Origin of the sequence: Microbacterium sp. Root53, from assembly GCF_001426925.1 — a bacterium.
In the GTDB taxonomy this organism is placed as follows: domain Bacteria; phylum Actinomycetota; class Actinomycetes; order Actinomycetales; family Microbacteriaceae; genus Microbacterium.
This window is the reverse complement of sequence record NZ_LMFR01000020.1, coordinates 57,957-76,546: the sequence shown is the minus strand read 5'-3', so window position 1 is coordinate 76,546 and position 18,590 is coordinate 57,957. Positions and strand designations below refer to the sequence as shown.

Annotated in this window: 17 protein-coding genes; 10 read left to right on the top strand and 7 right to left on the bottom strand. The window is 71.1% G+C overall.

Translation table 11 applies throughout. The annotated features are described in order from the left end of the window. Window position 1 precedes the first annotated feature (1 nt). The gene (gene rpsP / locus ASD19_RS08365) at window positions 2-409 is read right to left on the bottom strand and encodes a 30S ribosomal protein S16 (RefSeq protein WP_055991108.1); all 408 of its coding nucleotides are present in this window, start codon (window positions 407-409) and stop codon (window positions 2-4) included. A 195-nt stretch (window positions 410-604) separates the two neighbouring features. Here rpsP and ASD19_RS08360 point away from each other — a divergent pair, with 195 nt between their 5' ends. Then, a complete protein-coding gene (locus tag ASD19_RS08360; protein WP_055991106.1) occupies window positions 605-1,786 on the top strand; it encodes a glutamate--cysteine ligase in 1,182 nt (393 codons plus the stop codon). A 9-nt stretch (window positions 1,787-1,795) separates the two neighbouring features. On the opposite strand, the gene ASD19_RS08355 is transcribed toward ASD19_RS08360, so the two are convergent. After that, window positions 1,796-2,785 (bottom strand): sugar-binding transcriptional regulator, encoded by a 990-nt coding sequence (locus ASD19_RS08355; protein ID WP_055991103.1) that lies wholly within the window; start codon window positions 2,783-2,785, stop codon window positions 1,796-1,798. A gap of 113 nt (window positions 2,786-2,898) precedes the next feature. On the opposite strand from ASD19_RS08355, the gene ASD19_RS08350 reads away from it, so the two are divergent. The 3 genes from ASD19_RS08350 (at window position 2,899) to glpK (ending at window position 6,979) form a co-directional block, all read left to right on the top strand. Then, window positions 2,899-4,605, top strand: a complete 1,707-nt coding sequence (locus tag ASD19_RS08350) for a glycerol-3-phosphate dehydrogenase/oxidase (RefSeq protein WP_055991100.1) — start codon at window positions 2,899-2,901, stop codon at window positions 4,603-4,605. Window positions 4,606-4,688: 83 nt separating this feature from the next. Then, window positions 4,689-5,438, top strand: coding sequence for an MIP/aquaporin family protein (locus ASD19_RS08345; protein ID WP_055991097.1), 750 nt, complete (start codon window positions 4,689-4,691; stop codon window positions 5,436-5,438). A 26-nt stretch (window positions 5,439-5,464) separates the two neighbouring features. Beyond that, window positions 5,465-6,979: a glycerol kinase GlpK gene (gene glpK / locus ASD19_RS08340; RefSeq protein ID WP_055991093.1), complete on the top strand. Its 1,515-nt coding sequence runs from the start codon at window positions 5,465-5,467 to the stop codon at window positions 6,977-6,979. A 57-nt stretch (window positions 6,980-7,036) separates the two neighbouring features. Here glpK and ffh read toward each other — a convergent pair whose 3' ends face one another. Then, window positions 7,037-8,584 carry a signal recognition particle protein gene (gene ffh, locus ASD19_RS08335; RefSeq protein WP_055991090.1) on the bottom strand — a complete coding sequence of 516 codons (1,548 nt, stop codon included), beginning with the start codon at window positions 8,582-8,584 and terminating at the stop codon, window positions 7,037-7,039. A 119-nt stretch (window positions 8,585-8,703) separates the two neighbouring features. Here ffh and lipB point away from each other — a divergent pair, with 119 nt between their 5' ends. After that, complete coding sequence (gene lipB, locus ASD19_RS08330; protein WP_055991087.1) at window positions 8,704-9,369, top strand: lipoyl(octanoyl) transferase LipB; 666 nt, start codon at window positions 8,704-8,706, stop codon at window positions 9,367-9,369. Continuing rightward, window positions 9,366-10,358, top strand: coding sequence for a lipoyl synthase (gene lipA, locus ASD19_RS08325; protein ID WP_082543097.1), 993 nt, complete (start codon window positions 9,366-9,368; stop codon window positions 10,356-10,358). Before lipB ends, lipA begins: the two co-directional genes overlap by 4 nt. A gap of 22 nt (window positions 10,359-10,380) precedes the next feature. Here lipA and ASD19_RS08320 read toward each other — a convergent pair whose 3' ends face one another. Beyond that, window positions 10,381-10,941 carry a TetR/AcrR family transcriptional regulator gene (locus ASD19_RS08320; protein WP_055991083.1) on the bottom strand — a complete coding sequence of 187 codons (561 nt, stop codon included), beginning with the start codon at window positions 10,939-10,941 and terminating at the stop codon, window positions 10,381-10,383. Window positions 10,942-11,094: 153 nt separating this feature from the next. On the opposite strand from ASD19_RS08320, the gene ASD19_RS08315 reads away from it, so the two are divergent. Genes ASD19_RS08315 through paaZ form a run of 3 tightly spaced genes read left to right on the top strand, consistent with a single transcriptional unit; the run spans window position 11,095 to window position 14,785 of the window. Then, on the top strand, window positions 11,095-11,835 hold the full coding sequence (locus ASD19_RS08315) for an enoyl-CoA hydratase/isomerase family protein (protein WP_055991081.1): 741 nt from the start codon (window positions 11,095-11,097) through the stop codon (window positions 11,833-11,835). After that, on the top strand, window positions 11,832-12,719 hold the full coding sequence (locus ASD19_RS08310) for a 3-hydroxyacyl-CoA dehydrogenase family protein (protein WP_055991078.1): 888 nt from the start codon (window positions 11,832-11,834) through the stop codon (window positions 12,717-12,719). Before ASD19_RS08315 ends, ASD19_RS08310 begins: the two co-directional genes overlap by 4 nt. Continuing rightward, the gene (gene paaZ, locus ASD19_RS08305) at window positions 12,716-14,785 is read left to right on the top strand and encodes a phenylacetic acid degradation bifunctional protein PaaZ (RefSeq protein WP_200941091.1); all 2,070 of its coding nucleotides are present in this window, start codon (window positions 12,716-12,718) and stop codon (window positions 14,783-14,785) included. The genes ASD19_RS08310 and paaZ overlap by 4 nt, the downstream gene beginning before the upstream one ends. 184 nt (window positions 14,786-14,969) lie before the next feature. On the opposite strand, the gene ASD19_RS08300 is transcribed toward paaZ, so the two are convergent. From ASD19_RS08300 to paaI, 3 genes are read right to left on the bottom strand one after another with little or no spacing between them, the layout of a single operon-like run. Beyond that, the gene (locus tag ASD19_RS08300; protein WP_055991073.1) at window positions 14,970-15,596 is read right to left on the bottom strand and encodes a TetR/AcrR family transcriptional regulator; all 627 of its coding nucleotides are present in this window, start codon (window positions 15,594-15,596) and stop codon (window positions 14,970-14,972) included. A gap of 43 nt (window positions 15,597-15,639) precedes the next feature. Then, window positions 15,640-16,986, bottom strand: a complete 1,347-nt coding sequence (gene paaK, locus ASD19_RS08295; RefSeq protein WP_055991070.1) for a phenylacetate--CoA ligase PaaK — start codon at window positions 16,984-16,986, stop codon at window positions 15,640-15,642. Window positions 16,987-17,021: 35 nt separating this feature from the next. Further along, a complete protein-coding gene (gene paaI / locus ASD19_RS08290; RefSeq protein WP_134745198.1) occupies window positions 17,022-17,474 on the bottom strand; it encodes a hydroxyphenylacetyl-CoA thioesterase PaaI in 453 nt (150 codons plus the stop codon). A 135-nt stretch (window positions 17,475-17,609) separates the two neighbouring features. Between paaI and paaA the strand changes: the two genes are divergently transcribed. Next, the gene (paaA, locus tag ASD19_RS08285; protein WP_055991067.1) at window positions 17,610-18,578 is read left to right on the top strand and encodes a 1,2-phenylacetyl-CoA epoxidase subunit PaaA; all 969 of its coding nucleotides are present in this window, start codon (window positions 17,610-17,612) and stop codon (window positions 18,576-18,578) included. Window positions 18,579-18,590: the final 12 nt, after the last annotated feature.

Genomic DNA, 18,590 nt, shown 5'->3' with positions numbered 1-18,590 from the left:
ATTACTCTGCGGCCTCGGCCTCGGCGGCCGGAGCCTCGGCGGGCTCCTCGGCCTTCTTCTCGACCTTGGGCTTGACGACCGACTTCTTCGACGAGTCGGCCACGTAGCCGGCCTTCTCCTCGCGGGTCTTCAGGGTGCTCTTCGCATCCTTCTCACCCTTGAAGGTGCCCCAGTCGCCCGTGATCTTGAGGATGGCGCGCACCTGCTCGGTCGGCTGGGCGCCGACCGACAGCCAGTACTGCGCACGCTCCGAGTCGACCTCGATGAACGAGGGCTCCTCGGTCGGGTGGTACTTGCCGATCTCCTCGATCACACGACCGTCGCGCTTGGTGCGCGAGTCGGCCACGACGATGCGGTAGTACGGCGCACGGATCTTGCCCAGGCGCTTCAGACGGATCTTGACAGCCACGATTCTCCTGTGTGGTGTGTAAAGCGAGACGAACCAGTCGCCAGGTAGTGGGGTGCACACCGGCGGAAGCTCAAGAGGAGGACTCTGGGCGCTGGATAGAGGGTCGAGCACCCGGTCCGACCCTCCATTCTGCCAGATGACGCGGGGCCCCGCGTACAAGTTGCCCCTGGCGTGCCGGGCCAGGACACTGGGCGAATGACGATCGCGTTCGCGCCCTCCGCCCGCTCCACCGTCGGCATCGAGTGGGAGCTGATGCTGGCCGACGGCGAGACCGGCGATCTGGTCGGCCGAGCCCCGGAGATCATGCCGGCCCTCGAGGAGCTGACCGCGCTCGAGCGCCACACGGTCACGGCCGAGCTGCTGACCAACACGGTCGAGGTCACGAGCGGCGTCGGCGACACGGTGGAGGCAGCGATCCACGACATCTCGGACGCGATCCACGCTGTGCGCACGCAGACCGATCCGCGCGGCATCGAGCTGATGTGCGCCGGGAGCCACCCTTTCGCCAAGTGGTACGGGCAGACCGTCACCGACAAGAACCGCTACGCCGCGCTGATCGAGCGCACCCAGTGGTGGGGTCGCAACATGATGATCTGGGGCATCCACGTGCACGTGGGCGTCGAGGACGTGAACAAGGTGTTCCCGATCATCCACGCCCTCACCGGCTACATCCCGCACCTGCAGGCGCTGTCGGCGTCGAGCCCGTTCTGGGCCGGCGAGCGCACCGGCTACGCCTCGAACCGGGCGCTGGTGTTCCAGCAGCTGCCGACGACGGGCCTGCCGTGGCAGCTCAGGTCCTGGTCGGAGTACGAGGCGTACCTCGACGACATGACGCGCACGGGCGTGATGGCCGACGCGACCGAGGTGCGCTGGGACATCCGCCCCGCTCCGCACTGGGGGACGATCGAGGTGCGCGCGTGCGACGGGATGTCGACCCTGCCGGAACTGGCGGCCGTCGCGGCCCTCGTGCAGACCCTCGTCGAGTCGTTCTCTCGCGACATCGACGAGGGCCGTGAGCTGCCCGTGCTCCAGCCCTGGTTCACGCGCGAGAACAAGTGGCGCGCCGCGCGCTACGGGCTCGACGCCGAGGTGATCGTCGACCGCGAGGGCACCCAGGTGCCGGTGCAGCAGCACCTGCTCGAGACGCTCGACCGGCTCGAGCCGATCGCCGTCGAGCTCAAATGCGCGCGGGAGTTCACCAGCATCCGCGGCATCCTCGAGCGCGGCGCGAGCTACCAGCGGCAGATCGCGGTCGCGGAGGCCGCGGACGGCGACCTGCGGGAGGTCGCGAAGATGCTCATGCGCGAGTTCCGCAACGGCCCGACGCTGCGCGACCGCAGCAGGATCGACCCGCTCTCCGCGCCGTTCGGCATCTGAGCGCCCCGGTCAGCCGAGCTCCACGACCTCCCTCGCGAGGCCCTGGTCCATCACGACGTCGGTGACGAGCCCCGCCGCCATCGCGGCGCGCAGGCTGGCCGCCTTGTGCACGCCCGCGGCGATGCAGATGCGCCGCGGCACGCGACGCAACCGGTCCAACCCCGGGCCCGTGGTGCGGGCGTTGAGCCGGATGTCGCGCCACGAGCCGTCGGCGCGGAAGAACACCGTGGCGACGTCGCCGATCGCGCGGTCCTCGGCCAGGCTCGTGTAGTCCGCGCGGTCGAGATAGCCGCCCGCGTACACGCGGCTCGGCACGTCCGCCGCGGGAGAGCCGACGCCGAACACCGCGAGATCCATCCGCGCCTGCATCTCGAGGACGCGACGGGTGCTCCGCTCCCGCCACATGGCCTCGCGCGTCGCGGGATCGTCGAAGAACGCCGGCACCGGGAACTGCTGCACGCGCGCCCCGAACGCCGCGCCGAAGCGCTGCATGATCTCGCTGGCGTACTCGATGCCCGTGGTCTGCACGTTGCCCGCGCCGTTGAGCTGCACGACCGTCACGTCGTGCAGCTCCTTGGCCGGCAGGTGCCTGCTGATCGCACTGAGCGTGGATCCCCATGCGATCCCCACGGTCATGTTGGAGTCCACGAACTGCGTCAGCAGGCGCGCGGCCGTGATCGCGACGCGCTCCAGGCGCTCGATCTCGCTCACGCTCGCCGGCATCGGCACGACGTGCGCCGCGACCCGGAACCGCGAGCGCAGCTCGCGCTCGAGCGACACCCCGCCCTCGAGCGGCGAGGTGATCCGGATGTCGACGATGCCGATGTCGCGCGCGTGACTGAGCAGGCGGGACACGGATGACCGCGACACCGCGAGCTCGGCGGCGATGGCCTCCATCGTCATGTCCTGCATGTAGTAGAGCTGCGCGGCCTTGTGCGCTGCGAGGGCCCGCCGGTCGGTCGGCGGGGTGCGCGGCACCGCCTCGATCTGGTCCACCATGAGCCCCATTCTGCACCCGCGTGCACGTTTGTGCACTCGAATTGCGCGGATGTGCGCCGGGGGCGGATGCTGGCTCCCATCGACAGAGGCAGTCGAGAGGAACGAGGTCGACGATGAACCAGCCCGGTACGCAGGAGCGCCCCGAGGTCGCCGCCGTGCGAGAGACGGGGCGGGCCACGGTCCTCATCATCGGCGGCGGCATCAACGGCATCTCGACGTTCCGCGACCTCGCCCTGCAGGGAGTCGACGTCCTCCTCGTCGAGCGCGGGGACTTCGCGTCGGGCGCCTCGGCCGCGTCGAGCCACATGATCCACGGCGGCATCCGCTACCTGGAGAACGGCGAGTTCCGCCTCGTCAAGGAGTCGGTGCAGGAGCGCAACGGCCTGCTGAAGATCGCGCCCCACTACGTCAAGCCGCTGCAGACGACGATCCCGATCTACTCGACGTTCAAGGGCGTCCTCTCCGCTCCCCTGCGCTTCCTGACCCACCGGCAGGGCAAGCCGACCGAGCGCGGCGCGTTCCTGATCAAGGTCGGCCTGACGATCTACGACACGTTCTCCCGCGCGGGCGGCACGGTGCCGCGCCACCGGTTCCACGGCCGGCGCCGCTCGCTCGAGGAGCTGCCCATGCTGGATCCGAAGATCAAGTACACGGCCACCTACTTCGACGCGTCGATGCACGACCCCGAGCGACTCGCGCTCGACGTCCTGATCGACGGCCTCGAGGCCCACCCCGCGACCGCGACCGGCGGCGCACGCGCCCTGAACTACGTCGAGGCGATCGGCCGCGACGAGCGCGGCGTGCTGCTGCGTGATCGCGAGACCGGCGCCGAGTTCCCGGTCGCGGCCGACGTCGTCGTGAACGCCTCCGGCCCGTGGACCGACCTCACGAACGAGGCGCTCGGCACGAGCACGGCGTTCATGGGCGGCACCAAGGGATCGCACATCGTGCTCGACCACCCCGAGCTGCTGAAGGCGACCGGCGGCCGCGAGATCTTCTTCGAGCACTCCGACGGCCGCATCGTGCTGATCTACCCCCTCAAGGGCCGCGTGCTCGTCGGCACCACCGACATCGACGCCGACCCGCGCGAGCCCGCGGTGTGCACGGAGGCCGAGGTCGACTACTTCTTCGACCTCATCCATCACGTCTTCCCGTCGATCGCGGTCGACCGCGGCCAGATCGTGTACCGCTTCTCGGGCATCCGCCCGCTGCCGCGCCACGAGGACACCGCGCCCGGATTCGTGTCGCGCGACTACCGGATCGAGGTGGAGCGCTCCTCCGGGCGGGCCCCGCTCGTGAGCCTGGTCGGCGGCAAGTGGACGACCTTCCGCGCGCTCGGCGAGGCGCTGTCCGGCAAGGTCCTCGAGCTGCTCGGCCGCGAACGCCGCGTCAGCACCGCCGGGCGCACGATCGGCGGCGGGCGCGACTTCCCGCGCACCACTTCGGACCGCGAGGCGTGGTTCCGCCTGCACCTGGACGGCGCGGGCGACCGCGCCGCGACCCTGTTCGAGCGGTACGGCACCCGCGCGGCGGCCGTCTGGGCGCACATCCAGGAGCAGGACGACCGCCTCCTCGCCGGCGGCCGCCTCTCGACGGGTGAGCTCGACTGGATGGTCGCGCGCGAGCACGTCGTCCACCTCGCCGACGTGGTGCTGCGCCGCACGTCGCTCGCCTTCACGGGCGACGCGGACGCGGCCGTGCTCGAGGAGGTCGCGGAGGCGCTCGCCCCCCTGCTCGGCTGGAGCGACGCGCGTCGCGACGACGAGGTGCACCAGACCCGGCAGCTGCTCACGACGCGCCACGGGGTGACGCTGCCCTGAACCCCGCACCGGGGCGGATCCCCGGGTGTCCCCCTTCACGCGGCAGAGGAGCCGCGTGATGAATCCGAAAGGTCGAAGAAGACATGGATGAAGTGAATCTCGGGCTGTACTTCCTGTCAGAGGTGATCGGCACAGGCATGCTGATCCTCCTCGGCGCGGGCGTCGTGGCCAACGCGATCCTCGTGAAGGCGAAGGGCTTCGGCGGCGGCTTCCTGATGATCAACTGGGGCTGGGGTCTCGCGGTGTTCGCGGGCGTCCTCGTCTCGGTGTACTCCGGCTCGATCCTCAACCCCGCCGTCGGCATCGGCCTGCTGATCGCGGGGAACATCACCTTCCCGATGTTCCTGATCGCCACCGCCGGCGAGCTCGTCGGCGCGTTCCTGGGCGCGGTCCTCGCGTGGGCCGCCTACCGGCAGCACTTCGACGAGGAGGCCGACCCGGACGCCAAGCTCGGCGTCTTCTCCACCGGCCCCGCCATCCGCTCGTACGGCCACAACCTGATCACCGAGATCATCGGCACGTTCGTGCTCGTGTTCGTGATCTTCGCGTTCGCCCAGTGGGGCGACGTCGAGGTCGGGACCCCCGGCGGCCTCGGTCCGCTGACCGCCCTGCCCGTCGCCCTGCTCGTGGTGGGCATCGGCGCGTCGCTCGGCGGCCCGACCGGCTACGCGATCAACCCGGCCCGCGACCTCGGCCCGCGCATCGCCCACGCCCTCCTGCCCATCAAGGGCAAGGGCTCCAGCGACTGGGGCTACTCGTGGGTGCCGGTCGTCGGCCCGCTCATCGGCGGCGCGCTCGCCGCGCTCGCCCGCCCCCTGCTCAGCCTCGGCTGAACGCCGCCCATTCGAAGGAGAATCCCATGGCTGACTACATCATCGCGATCGACCAGGGCACGACGTCGAGTCGCGCCATCGTCTTCGACAAGAAGGGCTCGATCGTCTCGGTCGGGCAGAAGGAGCACGAGCAGATCCTGCCCCAGCCCGGCTGGGTCGAGCACGACCCGCTGGAGATCTGGCGCAACGTGCAGGAGGTGATCGGCGTCGCGCTCGCGAAGGCCGATCTGACCCGCCACGACATCGCCGCGGTCGGCATCACCAACCAGCGCGAGACCGCGGTGGTGTGGGACCGCACCACCGGCAAGCCGGTGTACAACGCGATCGTCTGGCAGGACACGCGCACGCAGGGCATCGTCGACCGCCTCGCGGCGGACGGCGGAGGCGACCGCTTCAAGGACATCGTGGGCCTGCCGCTCGCGACGTACTTCTCCGGCACCAAGATCGCGTGGATCCTCGAGAACGTCGAGGGTGCGCGCGAGAAGGCCGAGGCCGGCCAGCTGATGTTCGGCACGACCGACTGCTGGGTGCTGTGGAACCTCACGGGCGGCGTCGACGGCGGCGTGCACGCCACGGACGTCACGAACGCGTCGCGCACGCTGTTCATGGACCTCGAGACGCTCGAGTGGCGCGACGACATCCTCGAGGTGTTCGGCGTGCCGCGCTCGATGATGCCCGAGATCCGCTCCTCGTCCGAGGTGTACGGCACGGCCGAGAGCTCGTCGCTGCTGCGCGAGACGCCCATCGCGGGCATCCTGGGCGACCAGCAGGCCGCGACCTTCGGCCAGGCGGCGTTCGACACCGGCGAGAGCAAGAACACCTACGGCACGGGCTGCTTCCTGATCTTCAACACGGGCGAGGAGATCGTCCACTCGAAGAACGGGCTGCTGACGACCGTCGGCTACAAGCTCGGCGACCAGCCGACGCACTACGCGCTGGAGGGGTCGATCGCCGTCACCGGATCGCTGATCCAGTGGCTGCGCGACCAGCTCGGGCTGATCGGATCGGCCCCGGAGGTCGAGGAGCTCGCCAAGTCGGTCGAGGACAACGGCGGCGTGTACATCGTCCCGGCGTTCTCGGGCCTGTTCGCCCCGTACTGGCGCCCGGAGGCGCGCGGCGCGATCGTGGGCCTCACCCGCTACGCGAACAAGGGCCACATCGCCCGGGCGGCGCTCGAGGCCGTCGCGTACCAGACGCGCGACGTGCTCGACGCGGTCAACGCCGACGCGGGCGTCGACCTGACCGAGCTCAAGGTCGACGGCGGCATGGTCGCCAACGACGCGCTGATGCAGTTCCAGGCCGACGTGCTGGGCGTGCCGGTGGTGCGCCCCGTGGTGGCCGAGACGACGGCGCTCGGCGCGGCCTACGCCGCCGGGCTCGCGGTCGGCTTCTGGGCGGGCCTCGACGACCTCCGCGCCAACTGGCAGGAGGACAAGCGCTGGGAGCCGTCGATGGAGGCCGCCGAGCGCGACCGCCAGCTGCGCCTGTGGCGCAAGGCCGTCACGAAGGCCATGGACTGGGTCGACGACGACGTGCGCTGACCCGCGGGGAGGGGGACGAACGGCCCCGGGGATCCGTCCCCGGGGCCGTTCGGCGTGTCAGTTCCTTCCGAAGAGCTTCTGGATCTCCGCGAGATCCGCCTCGCTCGGCTTGGGGGCGCCGCCCAGGCCGAAGCCCGAGCCGGTGGGCTGCTGCGCCGCGAGGCCGGCGTTCTCGGCCGCGCGCTTGGCCGGGTTGCCCGAGCGCGAGCCGCCCTTCTTGGCCTGCTTGCCGCGCTTCGACGAGCCGCCGGGGCGGCCCATGCCGGGCACGGGGCCCATGCCGGGGATGTTCGGCATGCCGCCGCGCGCGACGGTCTTCATCATCTTGGACGCCTGCTCGAAGCGGTTGACGAGCTGGTTGACATCCGTCACGGTCATGCCCGATCCGCGCGCGATGCGGGCGCGGCGCGAGCCGTTGAGGATCTTGGTGTTCTGGCGCTCCGCCGGCGTCATCGAGCGGATGATCGCCTCGGTGCGGTCGATCTCGCGCTCGTCGAAGTCGTCGAGCTGCTGCTTCATCTGGCCCATGCCCGGCAGCATGCCGAGCATCTTCTTCATCGAGCCCATCTTCTTCAGCTGCTGCATCTGCTCGAGGAAGTCGTCCAGCGTGAACTGGTCCTTCGCGAACTTCTCGGCGACCTTCGCCGCCTGCTCCTCGTCGAAGGCCTGCTGCGCCTGCTCGATCAGGGTCAGGATGTCGCCCAGGTCGAGGATGCGGCTCGCCATGCGGTCCGGGTGGAACGGCTCGACGTCCTCGAGTCCCTCGCCCGTGGAGGCGAAGATGATCGGGCGGCCCGTGACCGATGCGACCGACAGCGCGGCGCCGCCGCGCGCGTCGCCGTCGAGCTTCGACAGCACGACGCCCGTGAAGTCGACGCCCTCCTGGAAGGCCTTGGCCGTGTTCACGGCGTCCTGACCGATCATCGCGTCGATGACGAACAGCACCTCGTCGGGGTTCGTCACCCGGCGGATGTCGGCGGCCTGCTTCATGAGCTCGGCGTCGACGCCGAGGCGGCCGGCGGTGTCGATGATGACGACGTCGTGCAGCTTCTGCTTGGCGTACTCGACGCCGTCGCGCGCGACCCGCACGGGGTCGCCGACGCCGTTGCCCGGCTCGGGGGCGTAGATCGCGGCACCGGCGCGCTCCGCGACCACCTGCAGCTGGTTCACGGCGTTGGGGCGCTGCAGGTCCGCGGCGACCAGGAGCGGGGTGTGCCCGTCCTTCTCGAGCATGCGCGCGAGCTTGCCGGCGAACGTCGTCTTACCGGAACCCTGCAGACCGGCGAGCATGATGACGGTCGGCGGGGTCTTGGCGAACTGGAGGCGGCGCTGCTGCCCGCCCAGGATGCCGACCAGCTCCTCGTTGACGATCTGCACGACCTGCTGGGCCGGGTTGAGGGCCTTGTTGACCTCGTCGCCCAGCGCGCGCTCGCGCACCTTGGCGGTGAAGTCCTTGACGACCGTGAGCGCGACGTCCGCGTCGAGCAGCGCGCGCCGGATCTCGCGGACGGTGCCGTCGACGTCGGCCGGCGAGAGCTTGCCCTTCGTGCGGAGGTTGCGGAAGGTCTCTGTGAGCCGGTCGGAGAGCGTGCCGAAGGTAGCCATGATGCTGAAGATTCTACCGGCGCGGACCCCGCCCGCCCTCGACGCCGCCTCGGACCCCCGGGGGTATTGTTGGACGCGATCCAACTATCCGAGGCCACGAGCCTCAGGGAGGACTTCCGATGCTCGACGTCGTCCAGGTCGGCCTCGCACCGGCCTACGTGCCCTATCTGGAGGGCTGGGACCTGCAGCGCAGCGTCCACGCCGACGTGCTCTCGGGCGCGCGGCCCGACACGCTGCTGCTGCTCGAGCACGAGGCCGTGTACACGGCGGGCGTGCGCACGCAGCCGGAGGACATGCCGAAGGACGGCACCCCGGTCGTGAAGGTGGACCGCGGCGGGCGCATCACGTGGCACGGCCCGGGTCAGCTGGTCGGCTATCCGATCGTGAGGCTGCGCGACTCGAAGGACACCGTCGGCCACGTCCGCCGACTCGAGCGCGCGCTGATCGCGGCGCTCTCCGAGCTCGGAGTGAAGGGCATGCAGGTCGACGGGCGCAGCGGCGTGTGGGTGCAGCCGGTGATCGGCTCCCCCGCCAAGATCGCAGCCATCGGCGTGCGCGTGCAGGCCGGCGTCACGATGCACGGCTTCGCGCTCAACTGCGACAACGCATTCGACGGGTTCGACGGCATCGTGCCGTGCGGCATCGCGGACGCCGGCGTCACGTCGGTGAGCGAGGTGCGCGGCGAGAGGATCGCGCCGCGCGACGTCGTCGACGTCGTGTCGGCCGCCTTCGTGGCGGAGTTCGCCCGCGCCGCGGCCGCGACCGGGGCGGAGGTCGCCGCGTGAGCGCCGCCGTGCCCGAGGGCCGCAAGCTGCTGCGCCTCGAGGTGCGCAACGCGCAGACCCCGATCGAGCGCAAGCCCGAGTGGATCAAGACCAAGGCCAAGATGGGCCCGGAGTACACGGCGCTGAAGTCGCTCGTGAAGGGCGAGGACCTGCACACGGTCTGCCAGGAGGCCGGCTGCCCCAACATCTACGAGTGCTGGGAGGACAAGGAGGCGACCTTCCTCATCGGCGGTTCGCAGTGCACGCGCCGATGCGACTTCTGCCAGATCGACACGGGCAAGCCCGCGGACTACGACACGGACGAGCCGCGTCGCGTGGCCGAGAGCGTGCAGCGCATGGGCCTGCGCTACGCGACCGTCACGAGCGTCGCGCGCGACGACCTGCCCGACACGGGCGCCTGGCTGAACGCCGAGACCGTGCGGAAGATCCACGAGCTGAACCCGAACACGGGTGTCGAGCTGCTGGCGAACGAGCACAACGCCGACCCGGCGTTCCTGGGCCAGATCTTCGAGGCGCGTCCCGAGGTGTTCGCGCACAACGTCGAGACCGTGCCGCGGATCTTCAAGCGCATCCGCCCCGCCTTCCGCTACGAGCGCTCGCTCGACGTGATCACGCAGGCGCACCGCGCCGGGCTCATCACGAAGTCGAACCTCATCCTCGGCATGGGCGAGGAGCCGGAGGAGGTCATCGAGGCGCTGCAGGATCTGCACGACGCAGGGTGCGACATCATCACGATCACGCAGTACCTGCGTCCGACGCCCCGCCACCTGCCGGTCGCGCGCTACGTCAAGCCGCAGGAGTTCATCGAGTTCAAGGCCGAGGCCGAGTGCATCGGGTTCCTCGGCGTGCTCGCCGGCCCGCTCGTGCGCTCGTCGTACCGCGCCGGGCGCCTGTGGGCGCAGTCGATGCTGTCGAAGGGCCGCGAGATCCCGCCGCACCTGGCGCACATCGCCGCGGACGTCGACGGCGGCTTCCTGCAGGCGGTCTGATCCCTCTCACGAGGGGCCGCGCTCAGTCGACCGGGATGCTCGCGATCGCCGCGAGGGCGGCGTCGAGCGTGGCCTCGAGATCGCTGCGCCCCGGGCCCGCGAGGGCCCAGCGCTCCACGGCCGCGAGCACGGCGCCGCCGTACGCGGCGCCCGCGACGTCGGCCGCGAGCGGATCGAGCCCCCGGCGCCGCAGCGCGCGGGACACGGCCCGGCCGATGCGGGCGCGCCGCAGCGCGGCCTCGCGCTCCAGCTCGGCGACGAGCCCCATCGCCTCGGCGTTCGCGAACGCGAGCGCCAGCGCGTCGGGCGCGAGACCCACGGCCACCCGGCGCACCGCGTCGCGCACCCCGTGCTCGTCGAGATCGGATTCGAGCGCGTCGAGCCGCTCGTCCAGCCCGCCCCACAGCAGCGCGCCCTTGGAATCGACGTAGTTGAAGAAGCTCGACCGGCTCACGCCCGCACGCGCGGCGATGTCGGCGATCGACGTGGCGTCGTAGCCCTTCTCGAGGAACAGCTCGCTCGCGGCCTCGGCGAGCGTCTCGCGCGAGGACGCCTTGGGGCGGCCGGCGCGCGAGGTGCTCATGGCTTCCAGCGTAGGGCCGGGCTCAGCGGGATGACGGGCGCGCCGTTTGCGGCGCGCGCCCCTTGCCGCCTATCCTGACTTCATCACCGACCGTTCGGTCAGGAATTCGCCTCCGCGACGACGCGGCGGCCCGCGCGACGAGGAGGTCACGGGGTGAGCGAGACCCTGCGCATCCAGCGGCACGACACGCACGTGACCGCGACGCTCGACCGTCCCGAGAAGCGCAACGCGATCGACCAGGACCTCGTCGACGCGCTGCACGCGCTGTGCGAGGCGCTGGAGGACGAGCCGCGCACGCTCATCCTCACGGGAGCGGGCGGGACGTTCGCGGCCGGCGCCGACATCGCGCAGCTGCGCGGGCGCCGCGCCGCCGACGCCCGCGCCGGCATCAACACGCGATGCTTCGAGCGCATCCGGCGGCTGCCCATGCCCGTGATCGCGGTGATCGACGGCTATGCGCTCGGCGGCGGAGCCGAGCTCGCGTACGCCGCGGACATCCGGATCGGAACGCCCTCGCTCAAGATCGGCAACCCCGAGACCGGACTCGGCATCATCGCGGCGGCCGGCGCGACCTGGCGCCTGCGGGAGATCGTCGGCGAGCCGCTCGCCGCCGAGATCCTGCTCACGGGACGCGTGCTCGACGCCGACGAGGCGCTCGCGGCGGGACTGGTGACGCGCGTGGCGGAGCCGACCGAGGCGATGGCCGAGGCGGAGGGCATCGCCCGGCGGATCGCCGCGCTCGACCCCGCCGCGACGCAGGCCACCAAGCGCGCGCTGCTCGCCCCGCGCGAGGCGCACCCCGACATCGACCTCGAGGAGCAGGCCGTGCTGTTCGAGAGCCCCGAGAAGGAGCGCCGGATGACCGCGTTCCTCGAGAGGAAGAAGGCCCGATGACCCCTCACACCCCCGCCCGCGTGGGCGTGCTCGGCGGCGGCCGCATGGGCGGCGGGATCGCGCACGCCTTCCTGCTCGCCGGCTCCGACGTCACCGTGGTCGAGCGCGACCTCGACGCCGCGGACGCCGCCCGCGCCCGGATCGAGGAGAGCATCGACCGCTCCATCGCGCGCGGGTTCGACGGCAACGCCGCGGAGCTGCGCGACCGGCTCACGGTGACGACCGACGCGGCCGCCTTCGCGGCCCACGGGCTGGTGATCGAGGCGGTGCCGGAGGATCTCGATCTCAAGCTCGAGGCGCTTGCGCGCGTCGAGGCCGTGCTCGCGGCCGACGCCGTCCTCGCCTCGAACACGTCGTCAATCCCGCTCGCGCGCCTGAGCGACGGCCTGGAGCGCCCCGAGCGCCTGATCGGCCTGCACTTCTTCAACCCGGTGCCGGCGTCGTCTCTGGTCGAGATCGTGGTCGGCGCGCAGACCGCGCCCGAGCTCCCCGAGGCGGCGCGCAGCTGGATCGAGGCCCTCGGCAAGACGCCCATCACGGTGACCGACTCCCCCGGCTTCGCGTCGAGCCGCCTCGGCGTCGCGATCGCGCTGGAGGCCATCCGCATGGTCGAGGAGGGCGTGGCGAGCCCCGCCGACATCGACCTCGCCATGGAGCTCGGCTACCGCCACCCGACCGGGCCGCTGCGCACGACCGACATCGTGGGCCTCGACGTGCGGCTCGGCATCGCCGAGCAGCTCGAGCGCGAGCTCGGCCCCCGCTTCGCCCCGCCCCGGCTGCTGCGCGACATGGTCGCCGAGGGCAGGATCGGCCGCAAGGCCGGACGAGGGTTCTACGACTGGACCGAGGGCGGCGACGCCGCCGCGAAGGAGACGACACGATGAGCGCTTCGACGACCGCGACCCGGATGCTGCAGAGCTACGTGCAGGACGGCTGGTGGAGCCCCGCCGAGGGCGCCGCCGGCGCCGAGGTGCGGGACGCCTCGACGGGCGAGGTGGTCGCGGCGGTCTCGAGCGAGGGCCTGGACCTCGGCGCCGTGCTGGAGCACGGCCGCACCGTCGGTCAGGCGAGCCTCGGGGCCCTGACGTTCCACCAGCGCGCCGTGCTGCTGAAGAAGATGGCGCTCGCGCTGCAGGAGCGCAAGGACGAGCTGTACGACCTGTCGTACCGCACGGGCGCGACCAAGACGGACTCCTGGGTCGATGTCGAGGGCGGCATCGGCGTGCTGTTCACGTACTCGGGCAAGGGCCGCCGCGAGCTGCCCAACGCGACAGTCCAGCTCGACGGTCCGCTCGAGGTGCTCGCCAAGGACGGGTCGTTCCTCGGCCGCCACATCCGCACGACCCTGCCCGGCGTAGCCGTGCAGATCAACGCGTTCAACTTCCCGGTCTGGGGCCCGCTGGAGAAGCTCGCGCCTGCGTTCCTCGCCGGCATGCCGAGCGTGATCAAGCCCGCCACCCCGACCGCGTACGTCACCGAGCACCTGGTGCGGATCCTGGTGGAGTCGGGCCTGCTGCCGGCCGGATCCGTGCAGCTCGTGTCGGGATCCGTCCGCGAGCTGTTCGAGCACACGCGCCTGGGCGACGTGGTGTCGTTCACGGGATCGGCGTCGACCGCCGACTCGCTGCGCCGGCACGATGCGGTCCAGCGCGGCGGCGTGATCTTCAACGCCGAGACCGACTCGATCAACGCGTCGGTGCTGGGCCCGGATGCCGCGCCCGGCACGCCGGAGTTCGACGCGTACGTGCGCCAGCTCGTGACGGAGATGACGGCCAAGGCCGGCCAGAAGTGCACCGCCATCCGCCGCGCGATCGTGCCGGCCGCCACCGCGGACGCCGTGATCGACGCGGTCCGCGCCCGGATCGACGAGAAGGTCGTCGTGGGCGACCCGCGCGCCGAGGGCGTGACGATGGGCGCGCTCGCCTCGGTCGAGCAGCGCGACGAGGTGCTGCGTCAGGTGCGCAGGCTCATCGAGGGCGGGGGCGAGGTCGTCGTGGGCGACGCCGACGGCGGGTCGGCGGGCGAGGGCGCCTTCCTCTCCCCCATCCTGCTGCGGTTCGCGGACCCGCTCGCCGAGCGCGTGCACGACACCGAGGCGTTCGGGCCGGTGTCGTCGATCATCGCGTACGAGACGCCCGAGCAGGCCGCCGATCTCGTGGTGCGCGGCGGCGGCTCGCTGGTCACCAGCGTGGCGTCGGCGGATCCGGCCTTCGTGGCGGGGCTCACGCGCCGCGTGGCGTCGGCGAACGGCCGCATGCTGCTGCTCGACCGCGACGACGCCCGGTCGTCGACAGGCCACGGCTCGCCGCTGCCGATGCTGGTGCACGGCGGCCCGGGCCGCGCGGGCGGCGGCGAGGAGCTGGGCGGCATCCGGAGCGTCTTCCACTACATGCAGCGCACAGCCATCCAGGGATCGCCCGAGATGCTCACGGCCGTGACCGGGGTGTGGCACACCGGAGCGCGCGCCAACGCCGACGGGGTGCACCCGTTCCGCAAGTCGCTCGAGGAGCTGCGGATCGGCGACCAGGTCGTCTCGGCCGAGCGCGAGGTGACCCTGGCCGACATCGAGCACTTCGCCGAGTTCACGGGCGACACGTTCTACGCCCACATGGACGAGGAGGCCGCCGCCGCCAATCCGTTCTTCCCGGGCCGCGTCGCGCACGGCTACCTGCTGGTGTCCTTCGCCGCCGGCCTGTTCGTCGACCCCGAGCCGGGCCCGGTGCTCGCGAACTACGGTCTCGAGAACCTGCGCTTCCTCACACCGGTCTCCCCCGGCGACCGCATCCGCGTCACGCTCACGGCCAAGCAGATCATCCCGCGCGAGACCGACGAGTACGGCGAGGTGCACTGGGACGCGGTCCTCACCAACCAGGACGGCGAGACGGTCGCCACCTACGACGTGCTGACGCTGGTGTCGAAGTCTCCTGTTCTTTCGCCGCTTCGCGGGTAGTGCAGTGAACGTCATCGATCCTTCGCCCGACGCTTCGCGCCGGGACTCGGGATCGATCGCTGTCGCTGCGCTCCATCGACGAGGGACGTCGCGGATTCGAGGTGGTCGGCAGTCGCTGCGCTCCACGCTCGCTTCGCTCGCACGGCGGAACAGGTCCGCAGGCCGCAGCGTGTGACCCGAATATTCAGCGGAAGTCGCGGGTCTCGCTGACGCGGAGGCCGCTGCGGACGAACGCGACGACCGCGTCGGCGAGCTGGTCGGGGTTCATGGGGCCGTCGGGGCGATACCACTCGACGATCGAGTTCACGAGGCCGAACGTGAGCCGCTCCGCGACGCCCGGATCCATGTCGTCGCGCAGCGAGCCCTCCTCGCGGGCGAGCTCGAACAGGCGGCGCAGCCGGTGGTCGAGCTCGCGCCGGCGCTCCATCGCGCGCCGCTGCACGTCGGTGTTGCCGCGCAGGCGCAGCAGCAGCGTCAGATAGGGCAGCTGCTCGCACGCGACCGTGACGGCGCCGCGCAGCACGAACCGGATGCGCAGGTCGACCGGCCCCTCGTTCGCCTCGGGCGCCTCGAACACGGCCTGCAGCTCGCCGAGCGCCTTCTCGAGCGCGAGCTCGAGCATCTCCTCCTTCGAGGCGAAGTGGTGGTACACCGCCGACTTCGACAGGCCGAGGCGCTGGGCGATGATGCCGAGCGACGTGGCGTCGTAGCCGTGGTCGTTGAACGCCGCGACGATGACCTCAAGCATGCCGTCGCGGTCGTACCCCGGGCGCCCGCGGCGGGCGGGAGGGACATCCGTGGTCGTGCTCATCGTCCCATCCTGCCGCAGATCGCCGCGGGCACCCGGGAGCCGCTCACGCCTGGTCGCGGAGGTCGTAGACGCGCTTGTACTTGCCCTCGGACCGCGGCAGCGATCCGGTCGACACGATCACGACGTCGACCGTCGTGCCGATGCGCTCCTTGACCCGCGCCTGCAGGATCTTCGCGGCCGCCTCGGACGTCTCCTTCTCGATGCCCGGCGTGCACTCGATCTTGACGGTGAGCTCGTCCATCCGGCCGCGCTTGGTCAGCTCCAGGATGAAGTGCGGCGTGAGGTGCTCGATCTCGAGCGCGATCTCCTCGATCTGCGTCGGGAACAGGTTCACGCCGCGGAGGATGATCATGTCGTCGTTGCGGCCGGTGATCTTCTCGATCCGCCGCATCGCCGGGTATGCCGAGCCCCGCATGAGGCGCGTCAGGTCGCGCGTGCGGTACCGGATGACGGGGAACGCCTGCTTCGTGAGCGTCGTGAACACCAGCTCGCCGCGCTCGCCGTCCGCGACCCGCTGCAGGTCGTCGCCGACGATCTCGGGCAGGAAGTGGTCCTCCCAGATGTGCGGACCGTCCTGCGTCTCGACGCTCTCCTGGCCGACGCCGGGACCCATCACCTCGGACAGCCCGTAGATGTCGACGGCCTTCAGCCCCATGCGCTGCTCGAGCTCGCGGCGCATCTCGTTGGTCCACGGCTCGGCGCCGCACACGGCGACCTTGAGCGACGTCTCGCGCGGATCGAGCCCCTGCTCCTCGAACGCGTCGGCGATCGTGAGCAGGTAGCTCGGCGTGCACAGGATGGCGTCGGGCTCGAAGTCCCGGATGAGCTGCACCTGCCGCGCGGTCTGCCCGCCCGACACGGGGATCGCCACGCAGCCGAGGCGCTCGATGCCCCAGTGCGCGCCGAGCCCGCCCGTGAACAGGCCGTAGCCGTACGCGTTGTGCACCTTCCAGCCCGGTTGCACGCCCGCGGCACGCAGCGACCGCGCGATCAGGTCGGCCCATCGGTCGAGGTCGCCCTCGGTGTAGCCGACCACGGTCGGACGGCCGGTCGTGCCGGACGACGCGTGGATGCGGCGGACGTCCGTCATCGGCACCGCGAACATCCCGAACGGGTAGCTCCGTCGCAGGTCCTCTTTGGTCGTGAAGGGCAGCTTCTCGACGTCGGCGAGCGTCCGGATGTCGTCGGGGTGCACGCCTGCCGCGTCGAACTTCTCGCGGTACAGCGGCACGTTCTCGTAGGCATGGTGCACGGTCCACTGGAGGCGCTCGAGCTGGAGCGCCTCGAGCGCGGCGCGGTCGAGCGTCTCGGGCGCGGCCGGGCCGGCGGGCGGCTCGGTGTACGCGGGCGCCGCCTCGACCGGAGCGGGCGGGGTGATGGTGTCGGTCATCTCGGACTCCTTCGTCACTGGATGTCTTCGGTCGGTCAGTCGCCGCGGCCCGGCGCGAGCGCCCGGGAGCGGCCGCGGAACTCGGCGACGGGCTCGCCGGAGTCGTCGGTCACGGTGATGTCGTAGATGCCGTTGCGGCCGCCGACCCAGCGGCGCTCCGCCGTGGCGGTCAGCCGGTCGCCGGCGCGCGTCGCGCGCAGGAACGTGATGTCGGCCGCCTGCGCCACCACCATCGCCTCGCCCTCGTTGCACGCGTACGCGAAGGCCGTGTCCGCGAGCGTGAACACCATGCCGCCGTGGGTGATCCCGAAGCCGTTGGCCATCCAGTCGAGCACGGTCATCGACAGCACGGCCCGGCCGGGCTCCAGCGCCTCGATCTCGATGCCGAAGTGCTGCTTCGTGTAGTCCGTCGGCGCCATCGTGGTCGCACGCCAGGCCGGATCCGGCGTGATCGTGTCCTCGAACGTCTCCACCTGCTCGGCAGTCATGCACGCTCCTTCGCGTTCCGCACCCGCCGTGTTGCGGGCCGACCTGTGGCGAGTATACTCACTGAATGTTCGGTAAGTAATTACTGGAAGCGAACTTCCCGGATCCGATCCGGGACGACGGCGAGGAGGCCAGCGATGTCGACGACGACCGCACCGGAGCTGGACGCCCAGGAGGCGCAGGCGCAGTTCGACGCCCTGATCGAGGCGGACCAGCGCATCGAGCCCCGGGACTGGATGCCCGACGCGTACCGTCGCACGCTCATCCGCCAGATCTCGCAGCACGCGCACTCGGAGATCATCGGCATGCAGCCCGAGGCGAACTGGATCACCCGCGCCCCGAGCCTGAAGCGCAAGGCCATCCTGATGGCCAAGGTGCAGGACGAGGCCGGTCACGGGCTCTACCTCTACTCGGCCGCCCAGACGCTCGGCATCACGCGCGACGAGATGACGCAGCAGCTGATCGAGGGCCGCGCGCGCTACTCGTCGATCTTCAACTACCCCACCCCGACGTGGGCCGACATGGGCGCGATCGGCTGGCTGGTCGACGGCGCCGCGATCTGCAACCAGGTGCCGCTGTGCCGCGCGTCGTACGGACCGTACGGCCGCGCGATGGTGCGCATCTGCAAGGAGGAGTCGTTCCATCAGCGCCAGGGCTTCGAGATCCTGCTCGAGCTGTCGCAGGGCACCCCCGAGCAGAAGCAGATGGCGCAGGACGCCGTGAACCGCTGGTACTGGCCCTCGATCATGATGTTCGGCCCGCCCGACGACGACTCCCCCAACTCGGCGCAGTCCATGGCCTGGAAGATCAAGCGGTTCTCGAACGACGAGCTGCGCTCGCGCTTCGTGGGCATGCTCGTGCCGCAGTTCGAGGCGCTGGGCCTGGAGTGCCCCGACAAGGACCTGCGCTTCGACGAGGAGACGGGCCGCTGGATCTCGGGCCCGATCGACTGGGACGAGTTCCACGCCGTGCTCGACGGCCGCGGTCCCATGAACACCCACCGCCTGCGCCACCGCCGCGACGCCCACGACAACGGGGCGTGGGTCCGCGAGGCCGCGGCCGAGTACGCCCGCAAGCAGCAGGAGAAGGCCCGCTTCGCGGCCTGATCCCCGCCACCC

Coding starts and splice junctions, on each gene's coding strand:
- ASD19_RS08360 (WP_055991106.1), top strand. CDS start 605: ATGACGATCGCGTTCGCGCCCTCCGCCCGCTCCACCGTCGGCATCGAG.
- ASD19_RS08355 (WP_055991103.1), bottom strand. CDS start 2,785: ATGGTGGACCAGATCGAGGCGGTGCCGCGCACCCCGCCGACCGACCGG.
- ASD19_RS08350 (WP_055991100.1), top strand. CDS start 2,899: ATGAACCAGCCCGGTACGCAGGAGCGCCCCGAGGTCGCCGCCGTGCGA.
- ASD19_RS08345 (WP_055991097.1), top strand. CDS start 4,689: ATGGATGAAGTGAATCTCGGGCTGTACTTCCTGTCAGAGGTGATCGGC.
- glpK (WP_055991093.1), top strand. CDS start 5,465: ATGGCTGACTACATCATCGCGATCGACCAGGGCACGACGTCGAGTCGC.
- ffh (WP_055991090.1), bottom strand. CDS start 8,584: ATGGCTACCTTCGGCACGCTCTCCGACCGGCTCACAGAGACCTTCCGC.
- lipB (WP_055991087.1), top strand. CDS start 8,704: ATGCTCGACGTCGTCCAGGTCGGCCTCGCACCGGCCTACGTGCCCTAT.
- ASD19_RS08320 (WP_055991083.1), bottom strand. CDS start 10,941: ATGAGCACCTCGCGCGCCGGCCGCCCCAAGGCGTCCTCGCGCGAGACG.
- ASD19_RS08310 (WP_055991078.1), top strand. CDS start 11,832: ATGACCCCTCACACCCCCGCCCGCGTGGGCGTGCTCGGCGGCGGCCGC.
- paaZ (WP_200941091.1), top strand. CDS start 12,716: ATGAGCGCTTCGACGACCGCGACCCGGATGCTGCAGAGCTACGTGCAG.
- ASD19_RS08300 (WP_055991073.1), bottom strand. CDS start 15,596: ATGAGCACGACCACGGATGTCCCTCCCGCCCGCCGCGGGCGCCCGGGG.
- paaK (WP_055991070.1), bottom strand. CDS start 16,986: ATGACCGACACCATCACCCCGCCCGCTCCGGTCGAGGCGGCGCCCGCG.
- paaI (WP_134745198.1), bottom strand. CDS start 17,474: ATGACTGCCGAGCAGGTGGAGACGTTCGAGGACACGATCACGCCGGAT.
- paaA (WP_055991067.1), top strand. CDS start 17,610: ATGTCGACGACGACCGCACCGGAGCTGGACGCCCAGGAGGCGCAGGCG.